This is a genomic window from Streptomyces sp. NPDC101234 (assembly GCF_044767525.1).
Classification (GTDB): domain Bacteria; phylum Actinomycetota; class Actinomycetes; order Streptomycetales; family Streptomycetaceae; genus Streptomyces; species Streptomyces sasae.
In genome coordinates, this window is record NZ_JBIWOA010000017.1 from 65,124 (window position 1) to 83,755 (window position 18,632).

Consider the following 18,632-nt stretch of genomic DNA (forward strand, 5'->3'; position numbering starts at 1 on the left):
CGGACAGCCGCATGCGTGTCACTCGTTCGAGGGGCCGCCCGGCGTTCCGCGCCCGCCGCCGGCCGGATGGGGCTCATATGGTTCCTCTTGTCCGTCCACGGTTCTTCGGAAAATCCTGTGAATCGGCCCCCGCGTGGTGTCGGTCATAGACAGCGGCTCGTGGGACGGCGAAGGGTGGGGTGAAACGGAAGGAGCGCCTCACCGTGGAACGGACCGCGAGGGCCGCATCGACGCCCACGCCCGAGCCCCTTGCGGCCACGTCGTCCGGGTCTTTCCCGGCCCTCCAGGTCGCCGCCCTCCTCGACGGCGTGCCCCGCCAGCGAGGCCCGGTCACGGCCCCCTTGCCGCGGACGACGGCCCCGGACCTCCGCCTGCGCCCCTGGCGTCTGTTTCCCGCCCTCCGGCTGCGCCCCTGGCGTCTGCTCCCCACCCCCACCGGCACACCGGCGACCTTCGCGTACACGGCGATCCTGGCCCTCACCTCGCTCTTTGCGAGCTATGCCAACAGCGACCTGGTGTACGCCCTCTACCAGGACTCCAGCACCGACGTGGCGCACCTGCTGCGCACCCCCGTCTTCGTCCTGCTCGCCAGCGCGCTCTGGATCGCGGGCGGGCTCCTGTCGCCGTACGCCCTCGCCTTCGTGCTGGTCCTGACCGCGCTGGAACGGCGGATAGGGGGTGCCCGCGCGATCCTCGTCTTCCTGACGGGGCATGTGCTGGCCACCCTCGCCACCGAGGTCCCGGTCGGCCTCGGGGTCCTGGTCGGCGATCTCCCCGACACCTCCCTGCACCGCCTCGACTACGGCATCAGCTTCGGCGTCGCCGCCAGCATCGGCGCCCTCTCCGGCATCCTGCCCCCCTGGCTGCGCTGGCCCCTGCTCGCGCTGGTCGGCTACGACCTCGTCGAGGACCTCATCGCCTTCGAGGACCCGATGACCAACTGGGGCCATCTGATCTCGCTGGGCATCGGGACGGCGCTCTGGCCGTTGGTACGACGCTGGTACCGGGAGCAGCGCCCGGCGGTCGCCCCCGTCCCGGCCGCCTGACCGTTCGGGCCGCCTGACCGCTCAGGCGCGCCGTGCCGCCGCCAGCCTCTTCGCCGACTCCGGCACCCCCAGGGCCTGCTCCTGCTCGCGCGTCGCGCCGTGCAGGCGGTTGGTGAGCTGGTACGGGTCGGCGGCCAGGTCGTAGAACTCGCGGAAGAGGACCTCGCCGTCGCCCTGCGTGGGGCGGCCCTGCCGGTCGAGGCGGGTGCGGTAGTACTCGGTGTACTGCGCGGACCTGCCGATGAGGGTGGCCCAGGTGTGGATCGGTTCCTGGTCCTGCCGGTTCCACCACCACTCGGCGAGCAGGCGGTCGCGGTCGTTGCGGGGGTCGAGCAGCGAGTGGCCGTCGTGCGGGGTGTCCGGGGTGAGGCCGGCCGCGTCCAGGAACGTCGGGGCGATGTCCACATGGCCGGTGAGCCGGTCGTCGACCGTGCCCTCGCCCAGCCCCCGGGCCGGCCAGGAGAGCCAGAACGGCACCTCCAGACCGGGCCGGTACGGCACCGACTTGCGCAGCCAGCCGTGGTCCGCCCAGCACAGCCCGTGGTCGCTGGTGTACACCACCAGCGTGTTCTCCAGCTGGCCCAGGGCGCGCAGCTCGTCGTGGAAGTCGCGCATCGCGTCGTCCACCGAGAGCAGGGTGCGCAGCTGCCGGGTGCGCAGCGCCTCGCCCTGCTCGTACGTGTGGTTCGCCGCGCGCAGGAACGGGGGTTTGTCGCTCTTGTCGCCCTCGTACACGGACGGCCGGCCGGGCCACTCCGGCACCCGCGTGTGCCGGTACCTGCGCTCCGGGATGTTGAGTTCGTGCGCGCTGCGGGTGGCGACGTACGCGAACCAGGGCCGGGTGTCGGTGCGCGACCTGTCGATGAAGGCGAGGGCGCGGTCCCTGATGACGGTGGTGTTGTAGCCGGGGATGTTCCGGACCGTGCCGTTGTCGTTGTAGTGGCCGTCGTAGTACGCCACGGGCTCCTGCAGCAGCCACTCGTCGAAGTGGGGCGGGTTGTCGCCGGTGTGCCAGTAGTTGAGGTACTTGCCGAACAGGCCGGTGCGGTAGCCGGCCTCGTGCAGCCGGCGCTGGACGGTGGTGTGCTGGTCCAGGTGGTAGGGGTGGCGGGTGTCGAGGACGCCGTGGTTGTGCGCGTACCGCCCCGACATGATCGAGGCCCGGGAGGGCGCGCAGAGCGGGGTGTTGGCGTGCGCCCGCGCGAAGGTCACGCCCTGCCCGCCCAGCCAGTCGGCGGTACGGCGGATCGCCCAGTCGGTCTCCTTGGGCTGGTCGTCGGTGAGCACGAAGAGGATGTTCGGCCGCGGGTCGGTGCGGGGGAGCGGCGAGGCCGGGGGACGGCTCGCGACCGGTGCGGCCGGGGCGGTGCGGCCGGCCGCGGGCGCGGCACCGCCGTCGTCCAGGGCCCCTACGGCCAACGGGACGGCGGCCCCGGCCGCGACGACCGCGGCGCCGGTGATCACGGCACGCCGCCCGGGCCCGCGCGCTGGCTTCCCGTCCACAGGTCCCCCCGAGTCCCCGGCACATGGCGCTGCGCGCTGTGCGCTGTGAATCCGCTGGCAGTCTGGGGGATCTACCTGTGAGTCGCGTTGCGGTGATGCAGCGATGCCCTTGCGTAGTCATGGCAGCGGCGGCGGGGGAGGCCGAAGCGACGGATGTCGTGGGGCGGACGTCGGGGTAGGGGCCGAGGACCGATTCCGGCCCCGATTGTGGGTGTGGGTGTGGGTGTGGGTGTGGGTGCGGGTGCGGGTGCGTTGTGGCTGGTCGCGACCACGCGGCGGGGCCGCATGTTCGATACAGCCCCGCACCCCTTCGGGGGCGCGTTTCAGGCGGGCGGCGTCCAGACGTACGGCGTGGTCGTCGTCACGGCTGTGAAGCCCAGGCGGCGCAGGATCGGCGCGCTGTCGTCCGAGGCCTCCACGAGGAGGTAGGTCGCACCCCGGGCCGCCGCACGGGTCGCCCGCAGGGCCACCAGCGCGCGGTAGACGCCCCTGCGGCGCCACTGCGCCAGCGTCGAGCCGCCCAGCAGCATGGCGAACTCCGTGCCCGGCCGGAAGGTAACCCAGGCCGCCGAGACGACCTCCCCGGCCGCCTCGGCGACATAGATCTCCGTGCCGTCCGGTTCCACCGCCAACCGGCCCCTCAGGTACTCCGCGATCCAGGCCATGTCCTCGCCCCAGACGACGGTCTCCAGTGCGGCGATACGGTCCAGGTCCGCGTCGTCGGTGACCCGGCGCAGGGTCACCTCCGGGGGCAGCGCCGGGGACCGTACGGCCAGGTCCGCCACCGGGGCGATCACGACCGTCTCCTGCGGTTCGGGCGCGAAGCCCGCCGCGCGCAGCCGGTCCGGCAGGTCCGCCGGGACGTCGTACCCCCGCACCTTCCACTCCACCCCCTCCCCGCGCGCCGCGAAGAAGTCCCGCTGCCGGGCGAGCGCCGCGTCCAGTGCGGCGCCGCGCAGGCCGCCCCAGTCGTGCGGGCCGGTCACGAAGCCGCGGTGCTGGCCGACGACTCGCAGCAGGGCTCCGTCGTGCTCGTAGCCGACCCCGGGCGCCGGGACGGGCTGGACGGCGCGCATCTGGGCGTCGTAGGCGGCGAGCAGGGTCGCCGCGAGCTCTGTGTCGGTCACCTGCCGACCGTACGGGGAATGCGCCCGCACGGATCAACTGTTTTCCGGGCGCGGGACCGTGTTCGGCCAGGTCACCCTCGATCGCTCAGGGCGAACATATGCATGGGAACATTTCTCGACCCTCAAGCATTGAGTCGGCATAGCTCAAGTTGACTGCCTAAGGGGAGATCATGGCTTCGACGTCCGCATCACTCACCCTCCCTGTGCTGCCTCTCGACGGCGAGGTCGTGCTGCCCGGGATGGTGGTCCCGCTGGACCTGAAGGACGCTGATGTACGCGCCGCCGTGGAGGCTGCGCAGGCCGCCGCCCGTACCGAGCCCGGCAAGCCCAAGGTGCTGCTGGTGCCGCGGGTCGACGGGACCTACCCGAGCACCGGTGTGCTCGGCACGGTGGAGCAGGTCGGCCGCCTTGCCGACGGCGACCCGGGCGCGCTGATCCGCGGCCGCCACCGGGTGCGCATCGGCGCCGGTACGACCGGCCCGGGTGCCGCCCTGTGGGTGGAGGGCACCCGTATCGACGAGGACGTCCCGGACCCGGTGCCCGGTCATGTCACGGAACTTGTCACGGAGTACAAGGCCCTCGCCACCGCCTGGCTGCGCAAGCGCGGCGCCTGGCAGGTCGTGGACCGGGTGCAGGCCATCGACGACGTGTCCCAGCTCGCCGACAACTCCGGTTACTCGCCCTTCCTGACCACCGAGCAGAAGATCGAACTGCTGGAGACCGTCGACGCGGTCGCCCGGCTCAAGCTGGCCACCCAGCAGCTGCGCGACCACCTCGCCGAGCAGGACGTCGCCGAGACCATCGCCAAGGACGTCCAGGAGGGCGTCGACAAGCAGCAGCGCGAGTTCCTGCTCCGCCGCCAGCTCGAAGCCGTCCGCAAGGAACTGCGCGAGCTGAACGGCGAGAAGGACGGCGAGGAGTCCGACGACTACCGCGCCCGCGTCGAGGCCGCCGACCTGCCCGAGAAGGTCCGCGAGGCCGCCCTCAAGGAGGTCGAGAAGCTGGAGCGGTCCAGCGACCAGTCCCCGGAGGGCTCGTGGATCCGCACCTGGCTGGACACCGTCCTCGAACTGCCGTGGAACGAGCGGACCGAGGACCAGTACGACATCCAGGGCGCCAAGGCGGTCCTGGACGCCGAGCACGCCGGTCTGGAGGACGTGAAGGAGCGGATCACCGAGTACCTGGCGGTGCGCAAGCGCCGTAGCGACCGGGGGCTCGGGATCATCGGCGGGCGGCGCGGCGGTGCCGTGCTGGCCCTGGTCGGCCCGCCCGGTGTCGGCAAGACCAGCCTGGGTGAGTCCGTCGCCCACGCGATGGGGCGCAAGTTCGTCCGGGTCGCCCTCGGCGGTGTGCGGGACGAGGCGGAGATCCGCGGTCACCGGCGTACGTACGTCGGTGCGCTGCCCGGCCGGATCGTCCGCGCCATCAAGGAGGCCGGTTCGATGAACCCGGTCGTCCTGCTCGACGAGATCGACAAGGTGGGCTCCGACTACCGGGGCGACCCGGCCGCGGCCCTCCTCGAAGTCCTCGACCCGGCGCAGAACCACACCTTCCGCGACCACTACCTGGAGGTCGAACTCGACCTGAGCGACGTGGTGTTCCTCGCCACGGCCAACGTGCTCGAAGCCATCCCGGAGGCCCTGCTCGACCGTATGGAGCTGGTCCGCCTGGACGGCTACACCGAGGACGAGAAGGTCGTCATCGCCCGTGACCACCTGCTCCCGCGCCAGCTGGAGCGGGCCGGCATCGACAAGGGCGAGGTCGTCCTCGACGAGAGCGCGCTGCGCAAGCTCGCCGGCGAGTACACCCGTGAGGCGGGCGTCCGCACCCTGGAGCGGTCGATCGCCAGGCTGCTCCGCAAGGTCGCGGCCCAGCACGAACTCGGTCAGCGGGAGCTGCCGTTCACGATCAGGGACGAGGACCTGCGCGCCCTGATCGGCCGGCCGCACCATGTGCCCGAGTCCGCCCAGGACCCGGCCGAGCGCCGCACGTCGGTGCCGGGCGTGGCGACGGGTCTCGCGGTCACCGGAGCGGGCGGAGACGTGCTCTTCGTCGAGGCGTCCCTCGCCGACCCGGAGACGGGCGCGGCGGGACTGACCCTCACCGGTCAGCTGGGTGACGTGATGAAGGAGTCGGCGCAGATCGCCCTGTCCTTCCTGCGCTCCCACGGCGCCGAACTGGAGCTCCCGGTCGGCGACCTGAAGGACCGCGGTGTCCACATCCACTTCCCGGCGGGTGCGGTCCCGAAGGACGGCCCGAGCGCCGGCGTCACGATGACGACGGCCCTCGCGTCGCTGCTCTCCGGCCGGCTGGTCCGCACGGACGTCGCGATGACCGGTGAGGTCTCGCTGACCGGCCGGGTGCTGCCCATCGGCGGTGTGAAGCAGAAGCTGCTCGCCGCCCAGCGCGCGGGGGTGACGACCGTCATCATCCCGAAGCGCAACGAGGCCGACCTGGACGACGTCCCGGCCGAGGTGCTGGACAAGCTCGACGTCCACGCCGTGACCGACGTCCGCCAGGTCCTGGAGCTGGCGCTCGCGCCCGCCACGAACGGCGCGGCGCCGGAGGTTCCGGCAGCGGCGTGACGGACGCTGCCGGATGACAGGAGGCCCGGGTCCCCGCGAGGAGCCCCGGGCCTCCGCCCTGCGCGACAGGACCGGCCAACGGCTGACCGACGACCGCCGGCCTGCCGGACTGTCGGCCGTCGGTCAGCCGTTGGCGAGATCGACGACCTTGTCGAGGGCCCCGTTGAACTTGTCGTGGTCACCGACCGTCGGTCCGGTCGACGTGTACTGCCACATCGTGTACTTCGACCAGCCGGCCGGCAGTGTCCCGACGTCCGAGGCGTACCGGGCCACCCACAGCGGGTTGACGGACCCGAAGCCGCCGTAGTTGCCGGTGCAGTCGTTCCACCAGCTGGTGGCCGTGTAGATGACGGCGTTCCGGCCCGTCCGCGCCTTGTACCGCTTCAGGAAGTCGGTGATCCAGCCGACCATCCCGCTCGCGGACTTGCCGTAGCACGCGGAGCCGTACGGGTTCCACTCGATGTCGAGGACCCCGGGCAGGGTCTGGCCGTCCTTCGACCAGCCGCCGCCGTGGTCGACGAAGTAGTCGGCCTGGGTCGCGCCGCCCGTGGTGTCCGGGGTCGCGAAGTGGTAGGCGCCGCGGACCATACCGAGGTCGTAGGGGCCGTTGTACTGCTGGGTGAAGTAGGGGTTCGTGTAGGACGTGCCTTCCGTCGCCTTCGTGTACGCCCATCTGACCCCGCTGCCGAGCAGGGTCGACCAGGCGACGTCGCCCTGGTAGCTGGCGACGTCGACGCCCTCGGTCTGGTTGGCGTCGGCGGACTTGGGCGTGCCGCTCTGGCCGTCGTGGGCCAGGACGCCCATGCCCATGTAGGCCGAGCCGCGGGCGGGGGTGGCCCCGTCGGCGTGGGCCGGGGCCAGGGGAGCGGCCGTGAGCAGCAGCGCGACCATCGCGGTCAGGAGAGTGGGGGTGGGTCTGTGTACCGGCATGACATGCCTCCGTGGGGTGAGGTGGGGGACCCACATATGCCAGAGGCGGACGCCGGGACACGGCGCGACACGACGCGGGGTCACACGGCACGCCCATCGTCGACGTGCGCATGTCATCGTTTCCCGTGGGGGACCGCGCACGCGGCGGACGCCGGGGAAGGGCATCCGGAGGCAGCCGTCGGTCCAGGCCTGCGAAATACTTGGCGAGCCGGGCGACGACGGAGTTTGACGGAAACTTTCAGGACTGTGAAACCGATCAGGGGTAGTGACGTGCACGAGGACGAAAAGGGCTCCGAACAGCCCGCCGCCACCGGGTTGACGCCGAACGGCGCGGACCAGGAGTTCCTGGCTCTGGAACGCGAGTTGACGGTGCTGCTGCGGCGCGCCCGGGCCAGCCAGGGCGAGATGGCCCGGGAGGTCCACCCCGACCTGGAGTCCGCCGCGTACGGCCTGCTCGTCCGGCTCGACGAGTGCGGCGGCCGGCGCGCCACCGAACTGGCCGCCTACATCGGCGTCGGCAAGGCCACCATGTCCCGCCAGCTGCGCGCCTTGGAGGAGCTCGGCCTGGTCGCTCGCGAGCCCGACCCGGCCGACGGACGGGCCTGGCTGATCGCCCTCACCGAGGAGGGCCGGCGCCGGGTGGGCAGGGTCCGGAAGGCGCGCCGGGGCCGGTACGTCCGCCAGCTCGCCCACTGGCCCCGCCAGGAGGTCGCGGAACTCGCCCGCCTGCTGAACCAGTTGAACGGCGTCATGGAGAAGTAGCCGCTACCGCTCGAAGTGGCGGCTACCGCTCGAAGTAGCCGCTACCGCTCGAAGCAGCGGCTACCGCTCGAAGTGGCCGCCACGGCTCGAAGCGGCCGCTACAGCTCGGCGTACACCACCGTCGCGTCGTCGTGCGTCTTGCTCCGCCGCAGGAACGCCCGCTCCTCCCGGTCGGCCTCCTCCAGCTCGCGCACCCGGTCCACCAGCGCCCGCGCGCCCTCCTTGCGTACGACGTCGAAGAGGGCCGTCCAGTCGCCCTCGCGGAACTTCTCCGTCCAGCGGGTCGCCCCGTCGGTGAGGGCGGCGAGGGCGCGCACCCGGTGCCGGGGCACGCTCCCGGTGACCGCGCGGGCGGCGACCGAAGGATCGGCGGCGGCGGTGAAGAAGCCGCCCTCCTTGTTGCGGACGGTGGCGTCGGCGATCGCGTCCGAGGCCAGCCGGTCGCGGGGGACCCGGTCGAGCCGGTCGTCCAGGATCGCGGTGACCGTGCCGCCGGGGGACTGCAGGAGCAGTGCGGAGTCGGACAGGACGAGGTACTCCACGGTGTCGTCGGACCAGCGGGTCAGGACGACCGTCGCCTGCGAGGTGCGCGGGTGAGAAAGGTCACAGGTGCCGGAATGTGCGTCGGCTGTGCGCCGGATCGCCCGCGCCAGGATCTCCGGCAGCGTCAGATCTCGTGCGGAAAGGGTCAGTTCGGCCAGTGCACCGCCCAGCCGCGCGGTGAACCAGGGGACGGAATGCAGACACCCGGTACCGTCCTCCGGTGGGGTGACCCCGTCCAGGACGATCACACAACCCCCCTGCCCCGAGGCGGGAAGTCCGACACCGGCGAAGTCCTCGTTGGGGCGGTCGGGGGCGCCGGGCTCCGAAACGACTTCAGTACGCATTCGGCCAGTCTGCACGACGTCTTCACGATCTCCGCCAAAGGCTGGCAACCGCCTGGGAATTCACGCCGTCTCGCAGGTCAGCCGCCTGTTTTGGGGTGGAATGGCGCACTCCGGGAAGACGCGGTGGCGAATCCTGTCAAAGCCCGCCGTCCGCGTCCAACCGGCCCGCCGGAAAAGGACCCTGCGCGGCCCGCGGGAACTTGCCCGCCAACTCCCCTCCGATGTTCACTCCTTCGAGTGGCGGGTCAGGTGATGCGAGACCACCGCCCACCGGCGCTGGGAGGGTCGGGGACCGACATATCGTGCACGCATCGGATGCGCGCACCACTTGGCACCGAACGCCGGGGATTATGACGGGGTGCCACCCAACCCCTTGGGTACACGAGTTCAGGAATGCGAGCACCGGTGCAGAAGACGCGGCCTCGGCGCACAGACAAGAAGACGGCCTCCGAAACGGGCGCCGCCGCTCCCGTCGGCACCGGCCGCCCCAAGCATGTCCGGACCCGGCTGATCGTGGCCGTGGCCGTGGTGGCCGCCGCGATCGCCGGAGCGGGAGCGCCCGCCCTGCTCACCGCCTCCGGGCAGCTGAGCGATTCCCAGGATCTGGTGACCCTCGCGGGCCGCACCCAGGACGCGCTGGCGCTGGCCGGCTCGCTCGCCGACGAGCGGGACGAGGTCACCTCCTACATCGCGGCCGGCCGCCCCAAGTCCAAGGCGCCCTCGGAGGACCGCAGCGCCCGTGTCGACCGCCAGGTCGAGGACCTGCGCGCGGACACCGACGCCCCCGGCTGGCTGCGCACCGACCTGGACGGCATCGCGGCCGTCCGCCGGTCCGCGCTCACCGGCAAGAGCACGGCCCTCGAAGCGCACGAGGCCTACTCGCAGACCATCACCGAGCTCCACCGGCTCGCCGAGGAACTGGCCGAGCAGATGCCCCCCAGGGCCGGCTCCGGCGCCTACGCGCTCGCCGAGCTCGACTCCGCCGTCCAGCAGTCCGCCGCCGCCCGCGGCCTGCTGCTGGCCGCGCTGAACATCCCCAGCACCACCCAGACCACGATCAGCCCGATCACCGGTCTGCCCGTCACCAGCACCGCCACCTCCACCGCCGACAAGAAGCAGCGCGACGCGCTCACCGCCGCCGCCCAGCAGGCCCGGCTGCGCGCGGACGCGGCCGTCGCCGACTTCCGGGACGGCGCGCCCAAGGCGGCGGTCGAGTCGTACGACTCCACGGTCACCGGCAACGACGTCAACGACGCCGACAAGTACCTGGCCGCCCTCACCGACCAGCCGACCCTCTCCGACAACGACCTGGGCACCAGCGTCAAGAAGCTGGACGCGGCCCTGTCGGCCCGGGTCGAGCTGATGCGGGGCGTGGAGTCCGCGCTCTACGACCACCGCACCAAGGACCTCGCGCAGCTCCGCGACGACGACGTCACCGCGCTGGAGATCCGCGTCGCGGTGCTCGGCGCCCTGGTGCTGGTCGCGGTCGGTGTCGCCACGGCCATGGCCCGCAGCCTGACCCGCCCCCTCTCGGTGCTCCGCCGGGGCTCGGCGCGCCTCGCCGAGGCCGAGGACCCGCGGACCCAGGAGCCGGTCACCTTCACCGGCCGCAACGACGAGTTCGCCCAGGTCGTCCGCTCGGTCAACGCCCTGCACGCGCACGCGGTCGAGCTCTACGACCGCATCGCCACCCTGGAGACCGACCGCAAGCACCTGGTCGGCCAGCGCCAGAAGATGGCCGACGCCCGCGAGGAGCTGCGCGCCGAGCTGACCGACTCCGCCGTCCAGCTGGAGCGGCTGCGCACCAGCATCGGCGGCACGTTCGTCAACCTGGCGCTGCGCACACTGGGCCTGGTGGAACGCCAACTGGCGGTGATCGAGGGCCTGGAGGAGCGCGAACAGGACCCCGACCGTCTGTCGACCCTCTTCAAGCTCGACCACTTCGCCACGGTCATGCGCCGCCACAGCGAGAACCTCCTCGTGCTGGCCGGCACCGAGCACGTCCAGCAGCACGCCGGCCCGATCCCGCTGGTCGACGTGGTCCGGGCGGCGGTCAGCGAGATCGAGCGCTACGAGCGCGTCCGTATCGCGACCCTGCCCCCGCACGCGCACGTGGCCGGGTTCGCCGCCGACGACCTCAGCCACCTCCTCGCCGAACTCATGGAGAACGCCACCGCGTCCTCCCCGCCCGACCTGCCCGTCGAGATCTCCGGCTGGCTGCTGGAGAGCGGCGAGGTCATGCTCTCCGTCCAGGACGAGGGCATCGGCATGACCGCCGACCGCCTGGTCCGCCTCAACGGCCGGCTCGCCGAGTTCGACCCCGAGTCGCCGTACGACCAGGAGGGCGAGGGCGGCCTCGGTCTCGGCCTCTACGTCGTGGCCCGGCTGGCCCACCGGCACGGTGTCCGGGTCCAGCTGCGCGAGCAGAAGCAGGGCGGGGTGGCGGCGGTCGTCGTCCTCCCGCAGTCCCTGCTGGCCGCGGCCCCCGCGGCCTCGGTCCCGCCGGCCGCGACGGCTCCCGGCGGCGCCCACGCCTACTCCCTCCCCGGCGCGGCCGCGGAGGTCAACTCCAATGTCCTGTACGGCCGCTCGGCGTCCGGCGATCCGCTGGTGACGCTGGCGGAGCAGGCCGTACGGGAGGCCGACGACCATGCGGTGGTCACGGCCGCGGCCGACGCGGAGCCCGTGGCCGTACGGCGGACCGACGAGGAGACCCTGCCGGTACGGCGTGCCCACGAGGACACCGTGCACGAGCAGGCGGCCCCGCCGAAGGCTGAGGTTCCCGAGCCGACGTCCCGCCCGAAGGCCCCGCCGGAGACGTTCGCCGAGACCACGATGGCCCTGCTGCTCCCGGAGCTGGCCCCGGAGGCCGAGCCGACGGGGGAGCGACCGCGAGCCGTTCCCACGGAGGAGCAGCCGCGGGCAGCCACGGCCGAGGAGCAGCCGCGGGCAGCCACGGCCGAGGAGCAGCCGCGGGCCGGTGTGGCCGAGGGGCGGACGCACCCTGCCGACGGCGAGATCCGGTCCCGACGGCAGCGGGCCGAGGACGACGACTGGCCCCGGCCGCAGCCCGCGGCCGCCGACGGCGAGTACGTCCCACCGGGGCCACCCGCACCTGACCTCGATACCCGCCCGGCCGCTGCGGGTGGGAGCGACTTCGGCGAAGCCGAGGAGCACTCCCGCCCCCTGCCCGCACCCGGCGACGGTGGTGACGCCCTCGCCGACGCCGAGGACCCGGTCACCAGCAAGGGTCTCCCCAAGCGCACCCCCAAGATCACCGCACCCGCCCCGCCGCCCCGCCAGCGCGGCTCGGGCGTCGACGCCGAGGCCCTCCGGCGCAGGCTCGGCGGCTTCCGCCGCGGAGCCGACGCAGGACGGCGCGACGTGGAGGCGGAGATCGCCGAACAGACCGGCCAGAACCAGGTGCCCAGCACCGCACGGGCCGGATCCGGAACAGCCGTATCCGAAGAAGCCACGGGGGGCACAGTCGAGGAGGCAAGCAGTTGACCGCGCCCAGTACCTTCGGACTGAGCAGTGAGGCTCGCAACCTGCACTGGCTGCTGAGCAACCTCGTCGAGGAGGTGCCCGGTATCCGATCGGTTGCCGTGGTCTCCTCCGACGGACTGCTCCTGCTGTCCTCCGACGCCGGCTACAACGAGGCGGCCCGCGAGGCCAGGACCGAGAAACGCCGGGGCCCGCGCGGCTCCTCCGCGGACCTCGCCACCATCGTCTCCGGCATCGGGAGCCTCACCCTCGGTGCCGCCCGGCTGATGGACTTCGGCCCGGTCAAGCACACGATGGTCGCGATGGACGAGGGCAGCCTGTTCGTGATGTCGATCAGCGACGGTTCGCTGCTCGGTGTGCACGGCAGCGCGGAGTGCGACATGAGCGTGGTGGCCTATCACATGGCGCTCTTCGTCGGCCGCGCCGGACACGTCCTGACCCCCGAACTCCGCAGCGAGTTGAGGAAATCCCTGGAGGAAGACCCGACGAGGAGCGGCCGATGAGCAGCGCGCCGAAGAACAGCAGGCAGAACCTCCCGGTGCGCGGCGGTGCGCGCAAACCCGCCCGCGTCCGCCCCTACTCGCTCACCGGCGGCCGTACCCGCTTCGGCCATGTCCTCCTCGTGGAGACCTTCGTGGCGGCCCTGGAGGCCCCGGAGGAGCGCAAGGAACTGACGAACGGTTCCCTCAACACCCGGGTGATGCCGGAGATGCGGGCCATCGTCGAACTGTGCCGCCGGATGCGTACGGTGGCCGAGATCGCCGCGCTGCTGAAGATGCCGCTCGGTGTGGTCCGGGTCCTGCTCAGCGACCTCGCGGACCAGGGAAAGATCCGTGTGTACGGAACCGGTACCGGACACGGCGTCGGCCGCCCGGACCGCGCTCTGCTGGAAAGGGTGCTGAGTGGACTACGCCGTCTCTGACGCCACCGGCGTCGCCCCGCTCCTCGCTGTCGATGAAGAGCAGGAGCAGCCGCGGTCCTGGCAGACGGACCGCAGCCGGGCCCCCATCGCGACGAAGATAGTCGTGGCGGGCGGTTTCGGCGTCGGCAAGACCACGCTGGTCACCGCCGTCTCGGAGATCACGCCCCTGCAGACGGAGGCGTTGATGACCGAGGCGAGCGAGGAGACCGACGACCTCACCGCCACGCCCGGCAAGCTCACCACCACCGTGGCCATGGACTTCGGCCGCATCACGCTCGACGACGACCTGGTGCTCTACCTGTTCGGCACGCCGGGCCAGCAGCGGTTCTGGTTCATGTGGGACGACCTGGTGCGCGGCGCGATCGGCGCGGTCGTCCTCGCGGACACCAGGCGGCTCAAGGACTGCTTCCCCGCGCTGGACTACTTCGAGAGCTGCGGGCTGCCGTACGTCGTGGCGGTCAACCACTTCGACGGCAGCGAGCACTTCGAACCCGAGGACGTGCGAGAGGCGTTGACGATCCCCGCGCACATACCTGTAATGATCATGGATGCGCGGCGCAGGGTCTCGGCCATCGAGACCCTCCTGTCCCTCGTCGCCCACGCTTTGGACGAAACCCCCGAGTAGGAGAACAGTCCCGGTATGCGGAAGATACTCGTCGTGGGGGCCGGCCAGTCCGGTCTCCAGCTCGCCCTCGGCCTCCAGTCCAACGGCTACGAGGTCACCCTGATGTCGAACCGGACCGCCGACGAGATCCGCTCCGGCCGGGTCATGTCGACGCAGTGCATGTTCGACACGGCACTGCAGCACGAGCGCGATCTCCAGCTGAACTTCTGGGAGTCCCAGGCCCCGAAGATCGAAGGACTCGGCGTCTCGGTCGCCGCCCCCGGCTCCTGGGCCGAGGGCCCGGCGGCCCGTGCGATCGACTGGGTGGGCAACCTCGACGGGTACGCGCAGTCGGTGGACCAGCGGGTGAAGATGGCCGGCTGGATGGAGACGTTCGCGCAGCGCGGCGGCCAGCTGGTCATCCACGGCGCGGCCGTCGGTGACCTCGACTACTTCGCCCGCACGTACGACCTGGTGATGGTCTCGGCGGGCAAGGGCGAGCTGGTGTCCATGTTCGGCCGCGACGCCTCCCGCTCCCCCTACACCGAGCCGCAGCGCGCCCTGGCCGTCGCCTACGTCCACGGCCTGGGCCCCCGCCCGGAGCACCCGGACCACCACGCGGTCCGCTGCAACCTGGTCCCCGGCGTCGGCGAGCTCTTCGTCATGCCGACCCTCACCACCTCGGGGCCGGCCGACATCCTGTTCTGGGAGGGCATACCCGGCGGCCCGCTGGACGTCTTCAACGGCGTCAAGGACCCCTCGGAGCACCTCTCCCTGACCCTGGAACTCATGGAGCGGTACACGCCCTGGGAGCACGCGCGGGCCACCAAGGCCGAACTGACCGACGCGGGCGGCACGCTGGCCGGCCGCTACGCCCCCACCGTCCGCAACCCGATCGGCCGCCTCCCCGGCGGCGGCCTGGTGCTGGGCGTCGCGGACGTCGTCGTCGCCAACGACCCGATCACCGGCCAGGGATCCAACTCGGCCGCCAAGTGCGCCGCCTCCTACCTCGCCTCGATCCTCGAACACGGCGAGAAGGAGTTCGACGAGACCTGGATGCAGGAGACGTTCGACCGCTACTGGAACACGGCCCAGCACGTCACCAAGTGGACGAACGCGATGCTGGCGCCGCCGCCGGAGCACATCCTCAACCTCATCGGCGCGGCCGGCCAGCTCCAGCCGGTCGCCGACCGCTTCGCCAACGGCTTCAACGACCCCGCCGACTTCGAGAACTTCTTCTACGAGCCGGAAAAGACGGGGGCGTACCTGGCGTCGGTGACAGGCGCCGCCTGATCATGATCAGGGAGGCCGGTTCTCGGCCGCGGGTGCGTGGGGGCTGGTCGCGCAGTTCCCCGCGCCCCTGAAAGAAGGGGCGCACTGCAGCGCCCCTTCTTTCAGGGGCGCGAGCAACCACGACGGCGCCGCACCCGACCACGGCCGACGCCCGTCGCGGCGCCCCCAGCCCAGCGCATACGCTGATCGCATGACCCCGCAGGCCGCCACCCCCGCCTACCGCAGACTGTCTGTCGAGGAGCGGCGCAGCCAGCTCCTCGACGCGGCGCTCTCCCTCTTCGCGCACCGCGCGCCCGAGGATGTCTCCCTCGACGACGTGGCGGAGGCGGCCGGGGTCTCCCGGCCTCTGGTCTACCGGTACTTCCCGGGCGGCAAGCAGCAGCTCTACGAGGCCGCGCTCCGGTCCGCCGCCGAGGAGCTGGAGCACTGCTTCGACGAGCCCCGCGAGGGCTCCCTGCTGCCCCGTCTCTCCCGCGCCCTCGACCGCTACCTCGCCTTCGTCGATCAGCACGACGCCGGCTTCAGCGCCCTGCTGCAGGGCGGCAGCGTGGTGGAGACCTCGCGGACGACGGCGATCGTGGACGGCGTACGCCGGGCCGCCGCGCAGCACATTCTCAGCCACCTCGACGTCGCCGACCCCGGGCCCCGGCTGCGGATGACCGTCCGCATGTGGATCACGGCCGTCGAGGCGGCCTCCCTCATCTGGCTCGACGAGGACAAACAGCCGCCCGTCGACGAACTGCGGGACTGGCTGGTGGAACAGTTCGCCGCCGCACTGAGCGTGACCGCGCGCCGCGACCCGCAGACGGCCGCCCTCGTCGACGCCCTCGCGGCGGATGGCTGAGACTGGTGCCGTGAAGAGTCAGGACACCCCCTTCGAGGGCGGCCCCATGGACGGCCGGGTGCTCCCCGTGCTGCTCGGCATGACCGGCCATCCCCCGAAGACGTACCGCATCCCCGTCCCCGATCCGGCCGGCGGCAAGCCCACGGTCCTGGTCTACCGCCGTGTGCCCCGGGGGCACAGCAGGCGTCTGGGCGTGCCCCAGGGCTGGAAGTACGTGTACGACCCGACGGGCAAGGGCGGCAGCGGCGGCGGTCGGCCGAAGTGGCCGTGGTCGAAGCCGGATGCCACCGACGGGTGACAGACGTACGCCGAACCGCCCACACTCGCCGCGCGAACCGAGCGGACATGTCTGATTATCACGTCTGATTATTCGATGCCGAACGGAGAGACCGTTCCGCATCGGAGGTGATGACGTGTCAGCGAGGTTTCTGCGTCTGGCCTGTACGGCCGCCGTGGCGGCCCAGGCGGTCCTCGCGCCGGTACCCGCGCTCGCCGTGCCCGAGCCGCAACGGCCCGTCGCCGAGCTGCTGACGGACCTTCAGCAGCTGTACCGGCAGGCCGAACAGGCCACCGAGACCTACAACGCGACCGAGGAGCGGTTGCAGCGGCAGCGCGCCGAGGTGACCCGGCTGGACGACGAGCTGGCCCTTGCCCGGCGCTCCCTGCTCAGCGGCAGGGCCGAGGCGGGCCGGCTGGCCCGGCAGCAGTACCAGAGCACCAGCGGGATCTCCCCGTACATCCGGCTGCTCCTCGCCCGTGACCCGCAGCACGCGCTCGACGAGGGCCATGTCATCGGCGAGCTGGCGCGCGAGCGGGCCAGGACGGTGGGCCGGCTGGCGGGGGACGAGCGGAAACAGGCGGACCTGGCCCGTAAGGCCCGCAAGGCGTTCGACACCCGGCTCGCCCTCGCCGACGCCGAGAAGAAGCAGCGCGACGAGGTCCGGGCCCGTCTCTCCGAGGTGGAACGGATGCTGGCCGCCCTCACCCCCGACCAGCTCACCGCCCTGGCCGCCCTGGAGCAGAACCAGACGGTGGACGCCCAGCGCAGACTCACGACCTCCGGTGCCCTGAGCGCCACCACGCCACCCCCCTCCCAGGAGGGCGACCGCGCGGTGCGCTACGCGGTGCAGCAGCTGGGGAAGCCGTACGAGTGGGGCGCGGCGGGCCCGAAGACGTACGACTGCTCGGGCCTGACCTCACAGGCCTGGGACCACGCCGGCACCCGCATCCCGAGAACCAGCCAGGAGCAGTGGGCCGGCCTCCCGCACGTCCCCCTGAACCGGCTGCGCCCCGGTGACCTGGTCGTCTACTTCCCCGAGGCCACGCACGTGGCCCTCTACCTGGGCGGGGGCAGAGTGGTCCAGGCCCCCCGCCCGGGTGCGAAGATCAAGGTCTCCCCGATCGCGGCGAACCCCATCCTGGGCGCGGTACGCCCGGACCCGAAGGCCCGGCCGCTGACCCGCTACACACCGCCGACGGTGCCGAAGGAGGCCACGGAAGGTCCGGACGACGGCTTCAACGCTTCACAGCCGACGGCTCCGACACCCACCTAGGGGCGCGGGGCTGTATCAATTCACGGCTCCGCCGCGTGGGCGCGACAAGCCCCCACTCGGCCGCACTCCGCACTCAACCCAGCAACCCCGAGCTCTTCCACAACCGCCGCCCGGCCCCCCGGAGCACCCCGATGTCGTCCAGGAAGTCCGTCAGCTTCTTCGCGCCGGACTGCATGACCTCCCGCCGATGACCGCTCGCCCGCACCTGGGCCACGGCCTCCCGCCGGTCCAGCCCCACGTTCGTGTACACCTCGGGATTGACGAACGCCACGGAGAACACCCGCGCGAACTCCCCCGACGTCACCCGGGTGAACTCCTGCGACCACCGCGGAGCGGTCACCATCTGCCGCCGCAGCTCCTCACGGGCGTACCGCACATGCCGGGCCTCCTCGACCACATGGATCCGGGTGACCCCCCGGATCAGCGGCTGAACCCGCTCGTCCGGGAACGTCAGCCGCTGCATCCAGTCCAGGACCTCCTCGCCCAGCAGGGTCGCCGTGAAGGAACCGGGCGTGGTCGAGATCGTCTTGAACAGGCGCCCCAGGTTCTGGTGCGCCCGGCTCACCGGATACCAGGGCGCGTCACCGCGCTCTATCAGCCGGGCGAACATCTTCGAGTGCCGGCACTCGTCCTCGATCTCGGTCAGCGCGTAGCGCACATGCGCGGTCGTCGCCGCCTTGTCGTAGATGTGCCTGACCAGCAGCTGCATCAGGATCAGCTCGAACCAGATGCCCAGCGACGCCAGTGCCGCGGCCTCGTGCTGCGACAGCAGGATCCGCTGCTCCTCGCTCATCCGCTTCCACATCGGCGTGTCGTAGAGCGACACCAGCTCCGGCGGCCAGAACCACTTGCCCTCCTCGAAGGGCGCGTCCCAGTCCAGCTCCTTGTCCGGGTCGAAGGAGTGCTTCGCGGACGAGACGAGCAGCCGTTCGGCCACCTGCTCGCGGTCCTTGAGCAGGCCGAGCGCGTCCCGCAGTCCGTCGACCGCGTCCGCTTCCGTCAGGGTCGTCATGGCTCCCTCACCTCGTTACCGGGGGGTACATCGTCGTCCGCTCTTATGAGACCGCTTGTC

16 protein-coding genes are annotated in these 18,632 nt (G+C 71.9%); 11 read left to right on the plus strand and 5 right to left on the minus strand.

Annotated elements, in window-relative coordinates; all coding sequences use genetic code 11:
* The first annotated feature begins 203 nt into the window (after positions 1-203).
* A complete protein-coding gene (locus ACIRR9_RS29030) occupies positions 204-1,046 on the plus strand; it encodes a rhomboid-like protein (protein WP_403757604.1) in 843 nt (280 codons plus the stop codon).
* Positions 1,047-1,067: 21 nt separating this feature from the next.
* Here the strand turns inward: ACIRR9_RS29030 and ACIRR9_RS29035 are convergent, their stop codons facing one another.
* Together ACIRR9_RS29035 and ACIRR9_RS29040 are read right to left on the minus strand one after the other, a co-directional pair.
* Positions 1,068-2,510, minus strand: coding sequence for a sulfatase (locus ACIRR9_RS29035; RefSeq protein ID WP_403757607.1), 1,443 nt, complete (start codon positions 2,508-2,510; stop codon positions 1,068-1,070).
* A 362-nt stretch (positions 2,511-2,872) separates the two neighbouring features.
* On the minus strand, positions 2,873-3,676 hold the full coding sequence (locus ACIRR9_RS29040; RefSeq protein WP_403757610.1) for a GNAT family N-acetyltransferase: 804 nt from the start codon (positions 3,674-3,676) through the stop codon (positions 2,873-2,875).
* A 170-nt stretch (positions 3,677-3,846) separates the two neighbouring features.
* Between ACIRR9_RS29040 and lon the strand changes: the two genes are divergently transcribed.
* Entirely contained in the window at positions 3,847-6,261 is a 2,415-nt protein-coding gene (lon, locus tag ACIRR9_RS29045; protein ID WP_403757613.1) for an endopeptidase La, read from the plus strand.
* A 123-nt stretch (positions 6,262-6,384) separates the two neighbouring features.
* On the opposite strand, the gene ACIRR9_RS29050 is transcribed toward lon, so the two are convergent.
* Entirely contained in the window at positions 6,385-7,191 is an 807-nt protein-coding gene (locus ACIRR9_RS29050) for a lysozyme (protein WP_403757616.1), read from the minus strand.
* 270 nt (positions 7,192-7,461) lie between these two features.
* Between ACIRR9_RS29050 and ACIRR9_RS29055 the strand changes: the two genes are divergently transcribed.
* Positions 7,462-7,953, plus strand: coding sequence for a MarR family winged helix-turn-helix transcriptional regulator (locus ACIRR9_RS29055; protein WP_403757618.1), 492 nt, complete (start codon positions 7,462-7,464; stop codon positions 7,951-7,953).
* 98 nt (positions 7,954-8,051) lie between these two features.
* Here ACIRR9_RS29055 and ACIRR9_RS29060 read toward each other — a convergent pair whose 3' ends face one another.
* Positions 8,052-8,840: a hypothetical protein gene (locus ACIRR9_RS29060; RefSeq protein ID WP_403757621.1), complete on the minus strand. Its 789-nt coding sequence runs from the start codon at positions 8,838-8,840 to the stop codon at positions 8,052-8,054.
* 405 nt (positions 8,841-9,245) lie between these two features.
* Here ACIRR9_RS29060 and ACIRR9_RS29065 point away from each other — a divergent pair, with 405 nt between their 5' ends.
* The 8 genes from ACIRR9_RS29065 to ACIRR9_RS29100 all read left to right on the plus strand — a co-directional run bounded on the left by ACIRR9_RS29065 (position 9,246) and on the right by ACIRR9_RS29100 (position 17,560).
* Complete coding sequence (locus ACIRR9_RS29065; RefSeq protein ID WP_403757624.1) at positions 9,246-12,347, plus strand: nitrate- and nitrite sensing domain-containing protein; 3,102 nt, start codon at positions 9,246-9,248, stop codon at positions 12,345-12,347.
* Entirely contained in the window at positions 12,344-12,847 is a 504-nt protein-coding gene (locus tag ACIRR9_RS29070) for a roadblock/LC7 domain-containing protein (protein ID WP_365350931.1), read from the plus strand. Before ACIRR9_RS29065 ends, ACIRR9_RS29070 begins: the two co-directional genes overlap by 4 nt.
* Positions 12,844-13,266 carry a DUF742 domain-containing protein gene (locus ACIRR9_RS29075; protein WP_123974182.1) on the plus strand — a complete coding sequence of 141 codons (423 nt, stop codon included), beginning with the start codon at positions 12,844-12,846 and terminating at the stop codon, positions 13,264-13,266. The genes ACIRR9_RS29070 and ACIRR9_RS29075 overlap by 4 nt, the downstream gene beginning before the upstream one ends.
* Entirely contained in the window at positions 13,247-13,891 is a 645-nt protein-coding gene (locus tag ACIRR9_RS29080) for a GTP-binding protein (RefSeq protein WP_403757627.1), read from the plus strand. The genes ACIRR9_RS29075 and ACIRR9_RS29080 overlap by 20 nt, the downstream gene beginning before the upstream one ends.
* Positions 13,892-13,906: 15 nt before the next feature.
* Entirely contained in the window at positions 13,907-15,163 is a 1,257-nt protein-coding gene (locus ACIRR9_RS29085) for a styrene monooxygenase/indole monooxygenase family protein (protein ID WP_384577499.1), read from the plus strand.
* Positions 15,164-15,353: 190 nt separating this feature from the next.
* Positions 15,354-16,007, plus strand: coding sequence for a TetR/AcrR family transcriptional regulator (locus ACIRR9_RS29090; protein WP_403757630.1), 654 nt, complete (start codon positions 15,354-15,356; stop codon positions 16,005-16,007).
* A gap of 10 nt (positions 16,008-16,017) precedes the next feature.
* The gene (locus tag ACIRR9_RS29095; RefSeq protein WP_403757633.1) at positions 16,018-16,305 is read left to right on the plus strand and encodes a hypothetical protein; all 288 of its coding nucleotides are present in this window, start codon (positions 16,018-16,020) and stop codon (positions 16,303-16,305) included.
* A 115-nt stretch (positions 16,306-16,420) separates the two neighbouring features.
* On the plus strand, positions 16,421-17,560 hold the full coding sequence (locus ACIRR9_RS29100; protein WP_403757636.1) for an NlpC/P60 family protein: 1,140 nt from the start codon (positions 16,421-16,423) through the stop codon (positions 17,558-17,560).
* A gap of 73 nt (positions 17,561-17,633) precedes the next feature.
* Here ACIRR9_RS29100 and ACIRR9_RS29105 read toward each other — a convergent pair whose 3' ends face one another.
* Complete coding sequence (locus tag ACIRR9_RS29105) at positions 17,634-18,572, minus strand: diiron oxygenase (RefSeq protein ID WP_384556624.1); 939 nt, start codon at positions 18,570-18,572, stop codon at positions 17,634-17,636.
* Positions 18,573-18,632: the final 60 nt, after the last annotated feature.